3 protein-coding genes are annotated in these 20,474 nt (G+C 45.9%); all 3 read right to left on the bottom strand.

Features of this window, described 5'->3' with window-relative positions; genetic code table 11:
• Positions 1-16: 16 nt before the first annotated feature.
• Positions 17-8,779, bottom strand: coding sequence for a non-ribosomal peptide synthetase (locus tag POF51_RS30015; RefSeq protein WP_271756685.1), 8,763 nt, complete (start codon positions 8,777-8,779; stop codon positions 17-19).
• An 18-nt stretch (positions 8,780-8,797) separates the two neighbouring features.
• Positions 8,798-10,825, bottom strand: coding sequence for a condensation domain-containing protein (locus POF51_RS30010; protein ID WP_069851610.1), 2,028 nt, complete (start codon positions 10,823-10,825; stop codon positions 8,798-8,800).
• Positions 10,826-10,904: 79 nt separating this feature from the next.
• Entirely contained in the window at positions 10,905-20,471 is a 9,567-nt protein-coding gene (locus POF51_RS30005; RefSeq protein ID WP_271756684.1) for a non-ribosomal peptide synthetase, read from the bottom strand.
• Positions 20,472-20,474 lie beyond the last annotated feature (3 nt).

The following is a 20,474-nucleotide window of genomic DNA, read 5'->3' as shown; positions in this document are numbered from 1 at the left end:
TTTACACGAATATGATTTACATGATGATCGCTTCCGCAGGACGATAGCGCTTCATAAAGTAATCGAAAAATTCGATTTTGTTGAATTGACTTTTATTTGTACTAACAAAGACCCCCATTTGTTTTTCTGGCAGGAACCACATAAAGGAGTTAAAGCCTATGACCTCGCCTGCCTTCGCCAAAATATTCTCATGTACGTATTCTGGGTGGAATTTTACTGTAAATCCATACCCTGTATTTGCCCCTGTTGGATGAGGTACTGATTTACTGGAGAACATTTTGTCTATCGAATCCACCTCTAAAATTGTTTCTTTGCCATCAGCGCCTCCACGTAAGAGAGCCAGCATGAATGTGGCGATATCGTGCCCCGTGGAGAGCATGCTGCCGTCTGGTGAGATTGCAGGGCTGAAATCGTACTTTTGCACGGCCTGATTTTCCAGATCATAGCCTGTGGCCATCTTCGCCTCTAATTCTGGTTGTAGTAGAAAACTGCTGTCTGTCATTTCGAGAGGCGTAAAGAAATGCTCTCTTACATAGCGATCAAAGGAAACTCCCGTAACTCTTTCCACAAGATAACCCGCCAGCATAAAGGCAAAATTCTCATTCCCATATTGTTCGCCAGGCTTGTAAATCACGGTTGGCATATAGCGGTGAATATACTCTCGTAACGTTAGGGAGTCACGCCCGCCAAAATGATAGCTTTGATCATTTCCCGCGTCTGGCGAGTCAAACCCTGTTGTGTAACTGAGTAAATGTTCTACCGTTAGTGGGCCCTCAACCCTTCTCGGTATTTCCATATCGAGGTATTGCTGAACATCCTCGTTCCATCCAATCAGACCTTGCTCCACTAGCTTCATAATGGCAGCGACTGTTACGAGTTTGGAAATCGAACCTACCTTGACTACGGTTTCATCTGCACTCATGGGCACTTTCTCTGATAGATTGGCGTAACCGTAAGCCTTCTTTACTTTCACTTGACCGTGTTGGACTACCACCGCAATTGCGCCAGGAAGATCACTCATCGTAGAAGAGTCGAAAAATCCGTCTATCACTGCTTCGAAGTCCACCCATTCTCCAGCGATTTCGTGGTCAGGATTGTTGCGCAATTTCATCATGCAGTGTTGGAGGACTTCCCTAAGACTATCCTGAAGGCATGCAGTAAGTCGTTCGATGGTTTCCGTTTTATACTGTGCCTCGCTGTAAGCTACCATAAAGTGAAAGCTTCCATTTAACACCACGCACTCAATGTCAATCTTGCATTCCCGGAACTGCTCCAGACTCATTGATTCTCCGCCTGAGAATGTAGACAATTGAATGTCGTCATCCTTTTCTTTTCGATCCATATCAAATTGTCCCAAATAATTAAAACTGACCTCAGGATGTACATTCATGGTGATGTTTGGCGATTTTGCAGACAAATATTTCAATATACCGTAGTGAATCCCTTTATGTGGTATTCGTCGTACATCTTTTTTGATTTTAGGAATAATAGCTGACGGATTCATTTCGTTCCCGACATCTACCATCACTGGATATTCACTCGTGAACCATCCCACTGTACGGTTAATGTTCAGATCTGGTAAAATCGATTCCCTACCATGCCCTTCCATATTCAAGACGACGCGATCGATATTTGCCCATTTTTTAAAGCCCATTCCAATAGCAGCCAACAAAAGTTCATCGATTTCCGTCTGATAGGCACGATTGGCTTGTTTTAGCAATTCCTCGGTTTGCTGCTCATCCATCATGACCGTTTTCGTCCTGGTTGTTTTCCGAAGCGGTTTTTGCTCATCGTAATCCGTTGGCAACGCTTGAGTGTCCCTTTCCTCGATTCGATTCCAATATTCACGCTCTTGCTCGAGCCTTTCGCTATTGGCATACTCGTTCAATTGTTGCGCCCATAATTGGACTGAATCACTTTTTAAAGGGAAACGAATCTCTTCATTACGGAGGAGCTGCCCATAAGCTGTTTTGAAATCGTCGATTAAAATGCGCCATGATACCCCGTCTACGACTAAATGATGAACAGCAATAAGCAAGTGATCGCCATCCGAGCATTGGAATAACCCTAGCCTCATTAATGGGCCATCAAAAATGTTAAGCCTCGATTGAATTTCACTGCATTTCAAGTCCATCGCTTGTTCGATCTCAGACCCATTCTTGTTTTGATAGTCCCAAATCTCCAGACGATACATGTCGCTAGTGTTGACGCCTCGATTATAAGCCTCATAACCTGTCTCGGTTTGGCGGAAAATCATTCGCAGTGCATCATGGTGCTGTACGAGCTTATCAATGACTTTGCTAACCATCTCCTCGTCAAACCGCTCTTTGCGGTACAACACAAAAGATTGGTTATAGTGATGGAGATACTGACTGTGTTCTTGTATCAACCAATGCTGAATCGGGGTCAGCGGTACAACGCCTTCAATATCCTTCTGGTCAATTTTCCTATTCATCAGTTTCAGTTTTGTACTGAGTTCTGCGATCGTTGGATATTTGAAAAGATCTCGAATCTCCATCTTGTATCCCAAAGCTGCTAATTGCGATGAAACTTGAATCGATTTGATAGAGTCGCCACCAAGTTCAAAGAAATGATCCAAAGTCCCAATCTTTTTCTCATGTAAAACGTCTTGCCACACAGCTACCAATATCTTCTCGTTGTCCGTTTGGGGCTCCACATATTCCATTTCACTCTGCAAGACGATGTTGATATCCACTAACGCTTTTCGATCAATCTTTCCATTCGGCGTTACTGGTATTTCATCTAGCTGAACAAAATGGGCTGGGACCATAAATGCCGGTAACGACTTCCGCAACGACTCTCTCAATACGTTCGATTCCACAGCTTTTGCAGCTACATAGAATGCAACCAGCCTTTTTTGACCGGATTCATCCGCTCTTGCGATAACGACCGCGTCGCGAATATCGCCTATCTTTCGTAATTCCGCTTCGATTTCTTCTAATTCGATTCGATTCCCACGTATTTTTACCTGATTATCCAATCGCCTTAAAAATTCAATATCTCCGCTGGGGAGCCATCGAGCCATATCCCCTGTCTTATACATGCTTTCACCGATACAAAACGGATTGGGAACGAATTTTTCATTCGTCAAATCTGGCCGCTTGAAATATCCTTTTCCTACTCCCAAGCCTCCAATATACAGTTCTCCTGGGACACCCACAGGCTGCACATGAAGATTGGCGTCCAGAATATACATCTTCACCCCTGGCAAAGGCTTGCCAATCGGCAAAAATTTGTAATCTTGCTGTTTATCTCTTTCAAAATAGGAGGAATCAATGGTAGCCTCCGTCACTCCATAGCTGTTTAAGATTCTCATTGTGCTTCCGTATCGATCAACAAGCTTGTGAAAGGCATGTAACGGGCATTGATCCGAGCCAAGAATCAATATTTTCATGAAGTCTATGTTGAGCCCATTTTCATAGAGATAGTCCATGAAAGGAATCACCAGGACGGGAGTCGATTCAAACAGATTAATCTCATGCTTTTCCATCAGGTGGTAAAGGCGCTCCAAATCCACTCTCGCATCTTTTGGGCAAATAACCAGTTTCCCACCGTTTAACAGACATCTTATATAATCACCCGTAAACACATCAAAAGAAAAACTTGCCCATTGCAAACTCCTGACGGGGAATTCATCCAGCTTGTATTCTTGTTTCCATGCCTGCGCAAGCGAATGAAGCTGTCGGTGTTCAATCATGACTCCCTTTGGCGTTCCCGTAGTGCCTGATGTATAAATCACATAAGCAAGCTGATCAAACGGAACAGGTAACCCCAGATTCGTATTCTCCTGATGATAGGACTCCTCATCGTCAAGCATGATCATTTTTTTGTCAGCATTCACTTTGTTGCGTACCGACTGATGCAACAGTAAAACTTCTGCTCCCGAATGTTCCAGCATGTACCGTATGCGCTCTTCCGGATAATCAGGGTCAATGGGGACGTAGGCTCCACCCGCTTTCACAATCGCCAATACGCCAACGATCATCTCTATGGACCGTTCTGCGATGATCCCCACCATTTGATTTGCATGGACGCCCGCAGCTACCAATGTCCGCGCCAGCTGATTCACCCGTTTATTCAGTTCTGAATAAGACAGTTCTTGCTCTTCAAAAGCGAGAGCAATGCGATCCGGGGTTTTCTCTGTTTGCTCCTCGAATAGCTCGATGATTGTTTTATGCTCATCCCCATTGGTAAAAGAAACTTCCTTATAGGCAGAGATCATTGCCTGTTTTTCTTCCACTGACAACAATTCGATATGCTTGAAATGGATATCTGGTTGATTGGCTACCTGTTCGATGATGTTGCCCAAATATTTGAGCATCCGTTGAACCGTTTCTGGCTTACATAAATCCGTGCGATATTCGACAGTCAAACCCGTTCCATTTTCTAGGTCCATGCATACGAGCGATAAATCGAAATTCGTCATGGAGTTATAGGATTGAACAGCTGTCATTTCCAAGCCATTTATTTCATTTTCCTCTTCCGTTTTTTCAATATATTGGAACATGAAAGAAAAAATAGGATTGCGGCTAACATCTCTTTCCGGATTAATTTTTTCGACCAATTTATCGAATGGATACTCATGATGCATGTAAGACTCCAGTGCTTGCTGGCGCCAAACCTGCAACGCCTCGATAAAGGTATGCTCCTGATTGACTTCTAGTCTCAACGGGAGTGTGTTAATAAAAAATCCAATGACCTGTTCAATATCCATGTGGTTCCGGCCAGCCTCCGGAGTACCGATGATGATATCCTGTTGATTGGTCAGCTTGGACAGCCAAATGCCTATCGTTGATAAAATCACCATAAACATGGATGCATCATGTTGCTGAGCAATCTCTTTCATGCGGCTAAACGCTTTTTCCGGAATTTGATAAGATTCCGTTGCCGAAAAATACGTTTGTACAGGCTGTCGCTGGAAATCTGTCGGCAAGTCCAATACTGGGATCTCTTTTTCGAATGTCTTCAGCCAATACGCTTCTGATTCTGCCAGCTCTCCATGATGAATCGACTGATTTTGCCAGACTGCGTAATCTTTATACTGGATGCTCAACTCCGGCAATTCGAGGTCTATCCCTTGATGCAAGGATTCGTAGATGGTGCCCAAATCCTTCATCAATATCCCCCACGACCATTGATCACTGATCATGTGATGCATGTTCATTAACAATACGTATTTTTCTTTCGCAGCCTTGCATAACTTCACCCGAAACAATGTATCCCTGTCAAAATCAAAGCTGGTTTCCGTCTCTTTTTGGATAATCAGATCAATCGCTTCTTGCTTCGACGCTTCTGACTCCTTGGAAAGATCGACAAATGCATAGGTGAAGTCATTGCTCGGCAGCACCTGTTGAACGGGGCGTCCGTCTCTTAACAGGAACTTTGTTCGCAGCACTTCATGTCTTTTTACGAGCAACCCGAATGCCTGATGCAGGACACGCTCCTTCAATGGTCCCGTGATATGGTAGATCGTCGGCATATTATAAGCCGTATTCTCAGGCTCTAGCTGCTGAATGAAAAACAGTCTCCTCTGCGCATGTGACACCGGGTAATACGCTTGCTCTGTTGCCTTGGGGATCGTTAATCGATCATGTTGCGTATGGAGCTCACCTGCGGACAGCGCTTCCTCGTGATGAAACAGGGAGGATAATTCCCGAATGGTTCGATGCTCGAATAAGTCCTTGATGGTAACTTCTATGCCCATCTCTCTTTTCATGCGCAAGCGAACCTGAATCGTTTTCATAGAATGCCCGCCAAGCTGGAAAAAGTCATCGTCAATCCCAATGTCCTCTATGTTTAGTACGGTACGCCAGATAGCTGCCAAGCTTCGTTCCAGATCGTTGCGCGGAGCGACGAATGCTTCAGACTTCTTTTGAATCACGTCTGTCTCTGGCAATGCTTTTTTGTCTACTTTTCCGTTGCGATTCAGTGGCATTGCATCCAGAATGACGATTCGCTCCGGAATCATATACTCCGGCAAGATCGTTCTGAGATAGGCTTGCAGCTCATGCTCACTCTGCTGTTCATGCATGACCACATAGCAAGCAATTCCGTTCTGCCCATTTTCATCTTCCCGTGCAACCGCTACACACTGTCTCACCAGCGTGTGACGTAAAAGGGCATTTTCTATCTCGCCGAGCTCTATGCGATGTCCGCGTACTTTCACCTGAAAATCAGCACGCGTAACAAATACGAGTCTCCCATTTGACAAATAACGTCCCAAATCGCCTGTTTTATATAGCCGTTCTTTTCTACCCTGCAAAAATGGATTTTCTGAAAATGCTAGCTCAGTGCGTTCAGCATCATGGAGATACCCCCGCCCTACGCCAGTTCCAGAAATGTAGATTTCCCCGACACAACCAACCGGAACGGAGCGCATCCATTTGTCCAGCACATAGTGCTTCATATTGGCGATCGAGCTTCCCAAGGCCACATAAGGATAATCATCATGCGAATACGAACGATCAATGATTTCATGCATCGTATCATCTGAGCACTCCGTAGCTCCATACGTGTTCACTACAATCACATCGGGATACAGGCTTTGCCACTTTTGGCACAGGGTTACCGGCAATCCTTCACCAGTAGAAATCATGTATTGCAATTGAGGTAACACATGCTGTTCCGGTGGAAGAGTCAGTGCAGCATTGTGCAATGCTTCTATCATCGCCGGTACCATTTGAATTACGGTGACACCGTCTCGATTCAAGGCTTGGAGCAATGCATCCGGATCAGTAGCCGTCTCGTTGTCGTAAATCACTAGCTTACCCCCTGCCATCAAGGGAGCCAGGAATTGCCACACCGATATATCAAAGCAATGAGAAGCATTCTGCGCTACGATGCTATCTTCATTCAGTCCAAGGACATCCATTTTGGCGTAAAGATGATTCAGCATGCCGCTATGCTCGATCATTGCCCCTTTTGGCATACCAGTGGAGCCTGAGGTAAAAAAGACGTTTGCCAAATCAGCATGCGCATGGATGATCTCTGGATTCGATGTATCCGACGCTTGCAAGGAAGAAATGTCCGAGCTTGTCCCGTCCCCCTTGTTCAGGCAAAACACAACTGGCTTGTGCTCCAATCTGTCTGCCAAGGCCATGCTACGCGATTGGAAACGCGCCTCGGTCAGTAAAACCTTCGCCTTGCTGTTATCAAGAATCGTAAGGAGTCGTTGATCGGGATGGGCTGTGTCAAGCGGGACATAGGCCCCTCCTGCTTTCAGTACAGCCAGAATGCCAAGCAGCATGTCGACGCTTCTCTCAGCAAATAGGCAAGCAAGATCATTTCGGCCAAATCCTTGTCTTCGCAACCAATGCGCCAATCGGTTCGAATCCTCATTCAATTCCCGGTAGGTGATGGATTGCTTCCCATCGATAGCAGCAACAGCGTCAGGATTGCGCTTGACCTGCTCTTCTATGATATGGTGCGCAAATTGCTCCATATTGCGATTCGACATGGCGAAATTGCCCATCACCTTCGTCATGATCTCTTGTTCTTCATCCGTCACGATGTTCAGATCGCTGATGTTCCTGTCTGCCTCTGAGCAAATCTGCTCGAGCATATGGATGTAATGGGACTGCAATCGTTCCAGATCGCTCGTAGTGGACGCATTCATATGGAAAATTTGAATTTTCATGAGCTGCCCGACCGTCACCACTATCTCCACTGTTTGGAGACCGCCGCGATAAAGCATGGCAGATTCCTGGTGATCTTCTGCACCATTCCGTATCGTCAATGTCGTTCCAAATATAAGATCAGTTTCTCGGATGCCTGCATAGTTACGGACCATGTCTAGTGTGGCCATATCATTTTGCTGTAGTTGTTCCCAGCTTTCCTCGACATCCTTTACGACATCACGCACTTTTTGATTCGCGTGCACGGTCTGGAAAACAGGTAAGCTGTGAGCCAGTGGCCCAATAATGGTATTCGCCTCTTTCCATGTTTCCGGTCTGCCAGAGACGGTAACCCCAATGACCAGCTTGTCCTCGCCACTGTACATATTCTCCAAGAGGAGCCAAGCAGCCTGAAAGATGGCCTCTATGGATACTCGCTGCTCGAATGCCATCCTTCTGATGGACGTGGTTACCGCTTCGGAAAGAACAGCGTTGCAAGTGATCGGATGGCTCGCATCCTTCTGTGCCCCTTGTACTGGATAAAACACATTCTCGCTTTCATAGCCTTGGAATTGATCTGCCCAAAAGCTTTTGACTTTGGAGCCATCTTGGCTTGACTCCCAAGCAACGTACTCTTTGAATGAGGCCCGCTGGTCGGCAGATGGCTGATTACCCCGTACCCGTTTCAGCCATTCCGCTACAAGAAGCTCGCGACTGGCATCGTCCATACATAATGCATGATGAGTCCAGATGAGGACGGATTGATTGGCGTCCATCTGCAAAATCGATACCCGGATTAATGGCCCCTCCTCATACGGAATGGGCTCCTGATGGGATGTAAGTGTAGAGAGATACACTTGCTCTTGCTGTTCAGGAGATAATTCCCGTACATCGTGCCAGTCAATAGGAATGGGTAGCTCCTTCAATACGACTTGTACATGTTTATTTTTAAGCTGGCGGAAAACTGTTCGCATCACCGGCGTCTGGCTGACTAATTCCTTCCACGTTTCTTGAATGCGTTCCAGTTCGAGACGGTGCTCGATGAGATAGCGCATGGTTGTCATCTTGTCAGGACGTAATAATTGCTTTTGCACCATGGAAAGCTCTATGACTTCCAGTACGTTCTCTTTTGTTAAATGCTTCAAGCCAGTGCACCTCTTTCGCTACAGAAATAATTGTTCAAAATCATCACTGGTTAGAAATTGGCTGTTCAGATGACTGACAATCTCGCGGATTCTTTGATGCGACTCGGCTGTCACACTTTCCAACAAGTATTCATATTGGGTGCAGATCCGTTGCACTGTCTCCCTCTTGAATACATTCGATTTATAGGTAATGGTGCCATGTATGTGATTGTTAGATTCATGGATGCGGAGTTGAAAATCAATCGTGGAGGGATATTCATTCTTACTCATTTCAAATAAGAGTTGAGGCTCGTGAGTTTTAGGAAAGGACGCTTGATGATAATGGGCTTCTTTTAACTTGCTTTGTATTTGCAAAACCAAATCGCCAAGTAGTGGATTGCCTGTCAGATCAGCTCGTAAAAGCAGGGCGCTTGGGACATCCTCGCTCTCGTCCCACCCCGCACGAAATGCCAAAGCCAAACCCTCCTTCTCGGTTTCTGCATACAAAAGTACGAGAAATACGGTCATGAATATCGCATAGGAAGAGGCATCCCAAACTTTAGCCAGATGAGATATCCCAGCCTCCCGCAAGCATGTCCATTCAAACGTCACTTCCTCGAACTTTATTGAGTCGGTAGAGAGTGGGATGACGTCCTCTGGCAATATCTTGAGGGAAGGCAAAGTGGAAAGACTCTCCATCCAATCAGCGGGCTTGCCTGCAAGTGCAGGGATGTTTTCACCATCATTTTTCAAAAGAGAAAGACTGGTGCGTTCAAAGTCGGAAACCCATTTGGCAATGGTTTCTTCATCCAAAATATCCGAATTGTATTCGAATCCTGCCAGTATGTCATGATGGTTGTCCTTTTCAACGACCAAACATAAATCATACTGGGACACATCTTTGCCAATCGGATAGGTGCTTACGGTAAGATCATTGCTATGAAAAGTATTTTGCGCATTGCCCAGCATAATCGCTGCATCTTGCTTAATCGCTTTTTGATGGACGAAAGCTGTTGAAAAAAAGGAAGCATATTTTTTATCGCGCTCATATTGCAATTCAGCTGTAATCAAAGAGATTGGATAGTTTTGATACTGTGAACATAAAGACAATTCTTCATGAATCTGCTTTGCCAACTCACGAAGCGAGCTGTTCTTAGGAATTTTGATTCGCAGGGGAAGCATTACCATACACGGTCCCATGATCGTATGAAACTCTCTTTTTGGCCTGCCGTATCTCGGTACGCCAACAATGAGGTCGTCTTGCCCAGTTATCCGATAAAGAAAAGCACTAAAAAGGGATAAATAAATGACATCCGTAGGATATTTGTGATGTTTATGATAAGCAATCAACTCATCCCGGAGTTGGCGGGTAAACGTAAAGAATGATATCCCCCCTTTAAACGAAGGGGTACTCGGACGCTTTTTATCTGCCGGTACTTCTACCCTCTCAAGAGTCCCACCCAATTTCTTTTTCCAAAAACCTCTCGCAGCTTCGCCTTCTGGGCTCGCTATGTAATTCTGTTCCCACTCCACAAAGTCCGCGTATTGGTGTATTTGTGGTTGCAACTCGTGATCATTGCCCTTGATCAGTAGTTGGTAGATCATCGTAAATTCATCGAGCGTGAGCGAAACACTCCACCCATCAAAGCAGATATGGTGATACTTGAAATATAAAATACTGCCGCTTTCTTTATAATCCAGCAATCTGCAACTGAATAACGGCCCCTCTTCCAGCGTAAAAGGCTTGCTGAACTCCTCATTGAAATATTCTCTAATCATCGTGTCGTCCCAGGTCGTGGAAGACACATGTTCAAAATCCAATACGGGTTCGCTATATACTTTTTGGATGGGCTCATCTTCCAAAACAAAAATGGAACGATAGATTTCGTGGCGTTTCACGATCTCGTAAAGTGTACGAATCGTAACCGATACATCCAATCGGCTTTCGAAGTGGAACAGATACTGCTCCTGATAATATGGACTCATTGGATAGACTAAATAGTGTAGATAGTAATCTTTTTGAGCCTCAGACAGAGGGATGGTTTTGATAAAAGTTTTATCCATCATTCGTAGTCTCCCCGATACGCAACTGCGTAATGGTTGGGCATGCGGCTCTCACCAGCATGCCCCAACAGCCATAAACTAGTTAGCTGAATAGTTCATTGAAATCATATTCTTCCACCAAGTTTATTTGAGACAAGCGCTGCATTGGATTGTCAATCATTTGGCAAATGACATGCTTTAACTGATCCAGTAACGTATCCATGGCATATTCACTGAATGCTTCCGTGTTGTAATGTGCAGTTAACGTCAGTTGGTCATGACGCGTGGACAAAAATAACATCATATCCAATTGATCGTCTTGAACAAAGTGACTGCCTTCATATGCTTTGATAATCGTTTCATCCAGAAAACGACGTAACGGACATTCTGTAAAGGTCATTTCATCTGATTCAGGCTGATTGTTCGATACATGTTGTCCAATAAAAACAAGGGAATACAAACTCTTCTTATCGCCTGTGGCAGCTAGTTGATCCTCTACAACCAAATTGTACGGATACTCTTGATTCTCGTACGCACCATATGCGGTTTCTCTTGTTCTGTTCATCATTTCCAATACAGTCGGGTTGCCAGACAAGTCTGTACGCATGGCGACCGGATTGATTAGCGGACCAATAATTCCTTCTAGATCCGTCTGCGTGCGGCCAGATAATGTCGAGCCGACAGTTATGATGGTTTGATCTGTGAGGAGTGACAGCCAAATGTTGATCGCCGCAAGCAAGCTCGTATAGACGGTACCACCAGTCATTCGAGTCAATTCTAAAAGCGATTGTCCCTTCACTTGCTCGATTGGAAGCGAAGCTACGTTTGAAATTCGGTTGCCGTGTGCGAACGATTGTGTCTCTCGCGGTATGAACGGTGCATCTACATTTTGTTGCAGTTGTTTTAACCAATAGTCCCGTTGTCGGTTCAGTTCTCCATTTTGCAACCGTGCTTGCTGCCACAAGGTGTAATCCATATAATCCAATGGTTTGGAAAACTCCTGTTGCACCCCACTCTTTACTTGTTGATAAATGCCCGCGAGATCATTCATAAACACATCTAACGACCAGCCATCAAATCCAATATGATGCGCGCTCAAAATGAAGAAGTGCTTCGTTGATGAGATTCGATACAAAGTCATCCGGAAGAAAGACTCTCGCGAAAAATCAAATGGTTTGTACAGAGCGGATTGCAAATCCATTTTGATACGCTGCTCGCCTTCCGTCACAGATAACGAAGACAAATCTACAAACTCATTCTCCACCTCAAGGTCGTCATGCACCTTTTGATACAATTGCCCTTCGTTTTCTATAATCGTCGTGCGCATGATTCTGTGACGTTCAAACATGAGGCCCATAGATCTGTGCAGAGAATGACTATCAACGGGACCGTCTACTTCAAAGAGGTACACCCCTCCTACTGCTTCTTGGTCACTGAATTTTGCATGGAACCATTGTCTCCTTTGCCCGTGGGATACTTCGAATAAGGAGACATCTGTCTGATTTTCCACGCGCGATACTTCATGGATGCGGGTATTCGTCTCACTGCCTTGCTTAATCTCAGAAATACGGGCGGCAATCGCTTCAATGGTTGGAAACTCAAAAATCGTGCGCAAAGGTATGTCCATCCCCAAAACATTTCGCATGCGGGAAATGACTTGCGTAGCCAATAAGGAATGTCCACCCCTATCAAAGAATGAGTCCTTGATCGAAATCCGATCCACCTGTAATATATCGCACCAGATGGAGTGGATAAGTTCTTCAGGTATCGTGCGCGGCTCAATGATCGAGCAATCGCTTGGTTTCATGACTGGTAATTTCAGTCTATTTCGGTCAATTTTTCCACTCGTGGTTTTAGGAATGCTGTCCAACTTCATGAAATAAGTTGGAATCATATAAGCAGGCAAATGCTCCTTCAGGAATGCCCGCCATTCGTTTACATCCCCGTCCCCCACGATATAAGCAGCCAATTCGGTAGCTGACCTGTCGTTTTTCACAGAAATAACGGCTGCTTCACGAACGGACGGATGCCTGCTTAATGTGGATTCAATTTCACCCAATTCAACCCGCATGCCTCTAATCTTGATTTGATTATCTTGTCTGCCTACGAATTTAATGTTGCCCGAAGGCAGGAAGTACCCCTTGTCGCCGGTTCGATATATTCTTTCCCCAGGTACAAACGGATTCTCCATAAATACTTCTTGGGTTTTCTCGCTATTATGCAGATAGCCTCTGGCCAATCCAAGGCCACCAATATAAAGGTCGCCAATGACGCCAATTGGGACAGCCTTCCTATTTTGGTCAAGAACATAGACTCTGTTGTTATCAATCGGCCTGCCTACACTCACACAATCCTTTTCCAGCACGTCCATTGGTGAGCATGTGTAAATGGTGGAGTCGATCGATACTTCTGTGGCCCCCCACGTATTATGGAGTTTGGCATTTAGCTTTTTAAAGAACTTGCCTACTGTTTCGGGTAATAGCGCCTCACCACTGGAGATGACATTTTTTAATTTGTGCAATTTAGATGCATCTTCTGGAGTAAGGGCGTCCACAAACATATTGAGCATGCTCGGTACAAATTGAATGCACGCTACCTGATAGTGAATAGCAGCCTGGATAATCGCCTCAGGGTCCCGATGCAGCCATGGTTCCAAGAATGATATCCGTCCCCCTACAGACAATGGCCAAAAAAACTCAACAGCTGCATCATCAAATGTTAAGGTTGTTTTTTGCAGTACAGACTCGCCCTGCCCCAAGCCATGTTGTCGCTGCATCCATAACATGCGATTTACCCAACCATAATGGAGGTTTTCAACGCCTTTCGGATTTCCGGTCGAACCTGACGTGTAATAAATCGAAACTAAATCTGTCGGTTTTACGGTTTGCTCCGGCAATCCCTCCGGCATGCTTGCTATTTTTTCTTTTTCCGCTTGGGAATCTATACATCTCACATGAGTGGCTTGTCCAAACAGGTTCATGAACTCCAGCTCGGATATACAAATGTTGGTTTTGGAGCTTTCCAACAGTTTCGCCATCCTCGCTTGTGGCATTTCGGTATCCAAGGGGAGAAATGCTCCGCCAGCCTTTACGATGCCGAGAATCGAAATGACAAGCTCGATGGAGCGATTCATACATATCCCGACAGGCGTATTGGGTCCAACCCCCAGCATAATCAGGTAGTGCGCCAACTGGTTAGAACGTCTGTCCAGTTCTCGATAGGTCATCTTTTCACTGCCATATTCAGCTGCAATGAGTTCCGGTGTCTTTTTTGCTTGTTCGATAAACAAATCATGCAGGCATGTATTCTCTGGAATGGCGACTGCTGTATCATTCCACTCCACGAGGATTTTGTGACGTTCTTTCTCGCTCAACAATTCTAGCAAGGCCATCGGCACGTCCGGTGCATTCACAAGCTCTTGCAACCAATTTGCGAAGTGCTCTGTCATTTTTTCAATCGTGGATGCATCAAATAAATCCGTGTTGTAGATCATGTTCATCACGAGACCGTCCTCAGACTCACCCATAGATAACTGAAGATCAAATTTCGCCACATTGATCTGAACCGGCATTTTTTCTAATTGCCCACTGAACGAATGATAGACATCCTCTTTCATTTCTGCCCATGTGAACACTGTCTGAAATACCGGGGAGTAGCTTGTATTGCGTTCCAGTTGCAGCATTTCTACGATTTTTTCAAACGGGACATCCTGGTACTCCTGTGCCTGTAGAGCTTTTTCTTTTACTTGGGCAAGTAATTGCTGGAACGTTGGATTGTCTTGGAAGTTCGTCCGGTAGACGAGCGTATTGACGAAAAAGCCAATCAATCCTTCGATTTCCTTTACATGTCGATTCGCTATGGGGCTTCCCACCAAAATATCGGTCTGTCCGGTATATCTGGATAAAAAGCCTTGGTAAGCGGCCATCAGGGTCATAAATAAGGTGGTATTCTCTTGCCGACTAAACGCTTTCAGCTTCTCAAGCAATTCGGATGTCAGCACCATCTTATGCATACTTCCAGCGTAGGTTTGAATGCTTGGTCTTGGTCGATCAATCGGCAATTGCAAGACAGGAAGCTCTCCAGACAACTCCGCTTTCCAATAGTCCAGTTGTCGGCCCATCACTTCATCCGTCAGCCATTCACGCTGCCATACCGCGAAATCAGCGTATTGAATCGGCAATTCTCTCAGCTCCGTACGTGTTCCACTTTCTACTTCCTCGTAAAAGGCCAACCATTCTTCCAATAAGATATCCTCAGACCAGCCATCCGTAATGACATGATGCATCGTGCACAGCAAAAGGAACTGATCCTCTTCGACGACGATTAACTTTGCTTGAATCAAGGGTCCCCGCTGTAGATCAAACCTTCTGTCTGCTTCCTGCATGATAATATCGTGAATTTGCTCTTCTTTTTCGGCGGCAGGTCGATCGCGTAGATCAGTCACTGGCAACGTTCGAGAAGCATGGGGTTCAATGACTTGGAAAGGTTGACCCCCTTCATTCGAAAACACAGTGCGCAAGATGTCATGGCGTTGAAGAAGCGCATTCCATCCCGTTTCCAACGCCTGCGCATTCCACTGCCCTGTTAAGCGCCACATGTGAGGAACATTGTACGCCGTACTCTCCGGTTCTAATTGATGTAAAAACCATAGACGCTGCTGGGCATGCGATAACGGCAGCTTTTCAAGATGCGAGGCTTTCACAATAGCTGGTGTCCGTTCTTTTTTTCCATCCCGGCCAAGCTCCATCATTTTGGCATCTAGACTTGCGATTGTCGGGCATTCAAACAGGATGCGCAACGGGATCGACAGATGAAAGGCTTCCTGCAAGCGGGATATGACCTGCGTCGCAAGCAACGAGTGTCCACCCAAATCGAAAAAGGAATCGTGGATACTCAATCGTTCCGTTTCCGTTTTTAAAACTTCACGCCAAATCTCTGCGATCTTATTCTCTGTATCCGTACGTGGTGCGACAAATTCGTCCTTCATCGTGCGCATTTCTGGAAGCGGCAATGCTTGACGGTCCACCTTCCCGTTAGCTGTAAGTGGGAAAACGTCCATTTTCACAAAATAGGAAGGGACCATGAAAGATGGCAATTGTTCACTCGCATACCGTTTCCATTCATCGACATCCCCGTCTCCCGCGATATAAGCAATCAGACGTTTATCGTCCGCTCCATATTCATGTATAAGGACGACGGCGTCTCTTACGCTCTCATGATGACTGAGGACAGCTACAATCTCACCGAGCTCAATCCTGTTCCCTCTTATTTTCACTTGATTATCTTTTCGACCGATAAATTCGATTCCTCGCCCCGGCACATATTTCACCAGGTCGCCCGTCCTGTATAATCTCGCTTCAGAGTCTTGTTGAAAAGGATGCGGAATAAACTTCTCTTGGCTCATTTCCGGTCGGTTCCAGTATCCGAAAGCTAGTCCCTTGCCTCCCACATACAACTCCCCCACGAGACCGTCAGGAACTACCTTTAACATTTCGCTTAAGATATACACCTCCGTATCATTGATCGGTCGACCGATCGGAACGGAGTGCTGGATTTCGCTCTTATTTTTTATAGGATAATAGCAAGTAAATGTCGTGTTTTCTGTCGGGCCATACCCGTTAATCACCAATGTATCTGGTAACATATCCAAGGCACGTTGCGCATGCTTGGCAGACACGATGTCGCCGCCAGCCAACAATTGACGCACCCCTTTTAAATACTCGATCCGGTAATCGATCATTTGATGAAAAACGCCTGCGGTTAGCCATAACGTGCTGATTTCCTCGTCACGCAGCACTTGTCCCAACTCTTCAAGAGACAGGCCGTGAAATGGATAAATCACCAATTTCGCGCCATTGAGCAAGCTCCCCCATATTTCGAAGGTAGCTGCATCAAATGAGATCGACGCGAGTTGCAGCATGGTTTCTTCCGGTGTGAGTGATACATAAGAGGCATGCTTCGTAAGTCGGATCACCCCTCGATGAGGGATGAGTACCCCCTTCGGATTTCCTGTCGAACCGGACGTATACATCAAATAGGCAAGGCTTTCCGAAGTCGTACTCTCGCCTAGATTTGTATCTGATTCCTTGTTGATCTCACGAGCTTGCAGGTCGGGACAAACGATTTTCAATCCATCTGGCAGTCTGGACATCAAGCTTTCTTGTGTAAGTACAATCGAGATGCTTGCATCTTGCAGCATATAAAGCAAGCGTTGCTCAGGGTAAGCAGGGTCAAGCGGAACATAGGCACCGCCTGCCTTTAAAATAGCGACCATACTGATGATCATTTCAAACGAGCGATCCATGTACAAACCAACTCGGCTATCTGCGCCTACTCCGCACGATTTTAAATAATGCGCCAATTGATTCGCTCTGCTATTAAGCTCTCTATAGGACAAGCTCGTGCCTTTGTATGCTAATGCAGTGGCGTCAGGATGAAGCTCCACTTGTTCTTCAAATAATGTGGAGATGGAATCTTGCATAAAGACTGTAGCCCCATCATTTTTTCCAAAGTCACCACTAGTATGATTCCATTCGAGTAAGAGTTTGTGACGTTCTTCCTCAGTCAACAATTCCAGCAAGGCAATCGGCACATCCGGTGTGTTTACAAGCTCTTGCAACCAATGCGCGAAGCGGGCTGTCATTTTTTCAATGGTGGATGGATCAAATAGATCCGTGTTGTAGATCATGTTCATCACGAGGCCGTCTTCGGACTCACCCATGGATAACTGAAGATCAAATTTCGCCACATTGATCTGAACCGGCATTTTTTCTAATTGCCCACTGGACGTGCGATAGACATCCGCTGTCATTTCCGCCCATGTGAACACCGTCTGAAATACCGGGGAGTAGCTTGTATTGCGCTCCAGTTGCAGCATTTCTACGATTTTTTCAAACGGGACATCTTGGTATTCCTGTGCCTGTAGAGCTTTTTCTTTTACTTGGGCAAGTAATTGCTTGAACGTAGGATTGTCTTGGAGGTTCGCCCGGTAGACGAGCGTATTGACGAAAAAGCCAATCAATCCTTCGATTTCCTTTACATTACGGTTCGCTATCGGGCTGCCCACCAAAATATCGTTTTGCCCGGTATATCTGGATAAAAAGCCTTGGTATGCGGCCATTAGGGTCATAAATAGGGTGGTATTCTCTTGCCGACTGAACGCTTTCAGCTTCTCAAGCAATTCGGATGCCAGTACAATTTTATGCATATCTCCGGCATAGGTTTGAATGCTTGGTCTTGGTCGATCGATCGGCAATTGCAAGGCAGGTAGCTCCCCGGACAACTCCGCTTTCCAATAGTCGAGTTGTTGGCTCATCACTTCATCCGTCAGCCATTCGCGCTGCCATACCGAGAAATCAGCGTATTGAATCGACAATTCTGGTAGTTCCGCACGTGCCCCGCTCTCTGCTTCCTCATAAAAGGCCAGCCATTCTTCCAATAAGATATCTTCAGACCAACCATCCGTAATGACGTGATGCATCGTGCACAGCAAAAGGAACTGATCCTCTTCGACGACGATTAATTTGACTTGAATCAAGGGTCCTCGCTGTAGATCAAATCTTGTGTCTGCTTCCTGTTTGATATAGTCGTGGATTTGCTCTTCTTTTTCGGCAGCAGGTCGATCGCGTAGATCAATCACTGGTAACGTTTGATACACATAGGGTTCAATGGCCTGGAAAGGTTGACCCCCTTCATTCGGAAACACAGTACGCAAGATGTCATGGCGTTGAAGGAGCGCATTCCATCCCGTTTCCAACGCACGCACATTCCACTGCCCTGTTAAGCGCCACATGTGAGGAACGTTGTAGGCCGTACTTTCCGGTTCCAATTGATGCAAAAACCATAGACGCTGCTGGGCATGCGATAACGGCAGCTTGTCTCGATGAGAGACTCTCGCAATAGCTGGTGTCCGTTCTCTTTTGCCATCCCGGCCAAGCTCCATGATTTTGGCATCTAGGCTTGCGATTGTCGGGCATTCAAACAAGATGCGCAACGGGATCGACAGATGAAAGGCATCCTGCAAGCGAGATATGACCTGCGTCGCAAGCAGCGAGTGTCCACCCAAATCAAAGAAGGAGTCATGGATGCTAAGACGCTCCACCTTTAAAATTTCATACCAAATCTCTGCGATCCGATTCTCGTTACCCGTACGTGGTGCGACAAATTCATCCCTCATCGTGCGCATTTCTGGCAACGGCAATGCTTGACGGTCTACCTTCCCGTTAGCTGTAAGCGGGAAAGCGTCCATTTTCACAAAATGGGAAGGGACCATGAAAGGCGGCAATTGTTCATTCGCATACCGCTTCCATTCATCGACATCCCCATCTCCCGTGATATAAGCAATCAGGCGTTTATCATCGGATCCATATTCATGTACAAGGACGACGGCTTCCCTTACGCTCTCATGCTGATTGAGAACAGCTACGATCTCACCGAGCTCAATCCGGTTTCCTCTTATTTTTACTTGATTATCTTTTCGACCGATAAATTCGATTCCTCGCCCTGGCACATATTTCACCAGGTCGCCCGTCCTGTATAATCTCGCTTCAGGGTCTTGTTGAAATGGATGCGGAATAAATTTCTCTTGATTCAACTCCGGTCGATTCCAGTATCCGAAAGCGAGTCCCTTGCCCCCCACGTATAATTCGCCCACAAGTCCAACAGGAACGAGCTTTTGCTTATCGTTTAGGATAAAGACCTCGGTATCATTGATCGGTCGGCCGATTGGAACGGAATGTTGAATCTCACTCTTCTCTTTTATGTGATAGTAACACGTAAATGTCGTATTCTCTGTCGGACCATACCCATTAATCACCAGTGTTTCTGGTAACATGTCTAAAGCTCGTTGCGCATGTTTGGCGGACACGATGTCGCCACCAGTCAACAATTGACGCACTCCTCTTAAGTCTTCGATCCGATAATCGATCATTTGATGAAAAATGCCTGCGGTTAGCCATAGCGTACTGATTTTTTCGTCACGCAGCACTTGTCCCAACTCGTCAAGAGAAAGGCCGTGAAATGGATAAATCACCAATCTCGCGCCATTGAGCAAGCTCCCCCATATCTCGAAGGTAGCCGCATCGAATGAGATCGACGCTAGTTGCAATATCGTTTCTTCCGGTGTGAGTGATACATAGGAGGCGTGCTTCGTAAGTCGGATCACCCCTCGGTGAGGGATGAGTACTCCTTTGGGATTTCCTGTCGAACCGGACGTATACATCAAATAGGCTAGACTTTCCGAAGTCGTACTCTCGCCTACATTCGCATCTGATTCCTTGTTGATCTTGCTAGCGTCCAGATCAGGACAAACGATTTTCATTCCGTCCGGCAGTCTGGACTTCAAGCTTTCTTGTGTCAGCACAATCGAAATGCTTGCATCTTGCAGCATATAAAGCAAGCGTTGCTCAGGGTAGGCAGGGTCAAGCGGGACATAGGCCCCGCCTGCCTTTAAAATAGCGACCATACTGATGATCATTTCAAACGAGCGATCCATGTACAAGCCAACTCGGCTCTCTGCTCCAACCCCGCACGATTTTAAATAATGTGCCAATCGATTCGCTCTGCTGTTAAGCTCCTTGTAGGTAAGGCTTGCATCTTTGTATACCAATGCAATGGCATCAGGATGAAGTTCCACTTGTTCTTCCAATAATGCGGTAAGGGAATCTTGCATACA

Source organism: Brevibacillus sp. AG (assembly GCF_028369215.1).
Taxonomy (GTDB): Bacteria; Bacillota; Bacilli; order Brevibacillales; family Brevibacillaceae; genus Brevibacillus; species Brevibacillus porteri.
The sequence above is the reverse complement of the archived record's forward strand: the minus strand, read 5'-3'. Positions and strand labels throughout refer to the sequence as shown.

Excerpts from the sequence above, each read along its gene's own strand:
- POF51_RS30010 (WP_069851610.1), bottom strand. The coding sequence starts at position 10,825 with ATGATGGATAAAACTTTTATCAAAACCATCCCTCTGTCTGAGGCTCAA.
- POF51_RS30005 (WP_271756684.1), bottom strand. The coding sequence starts at position 20,471 with ATGCAAGATTCCCTTACCGCATTATTGGAAGAACAAGTGGAACTTCAT.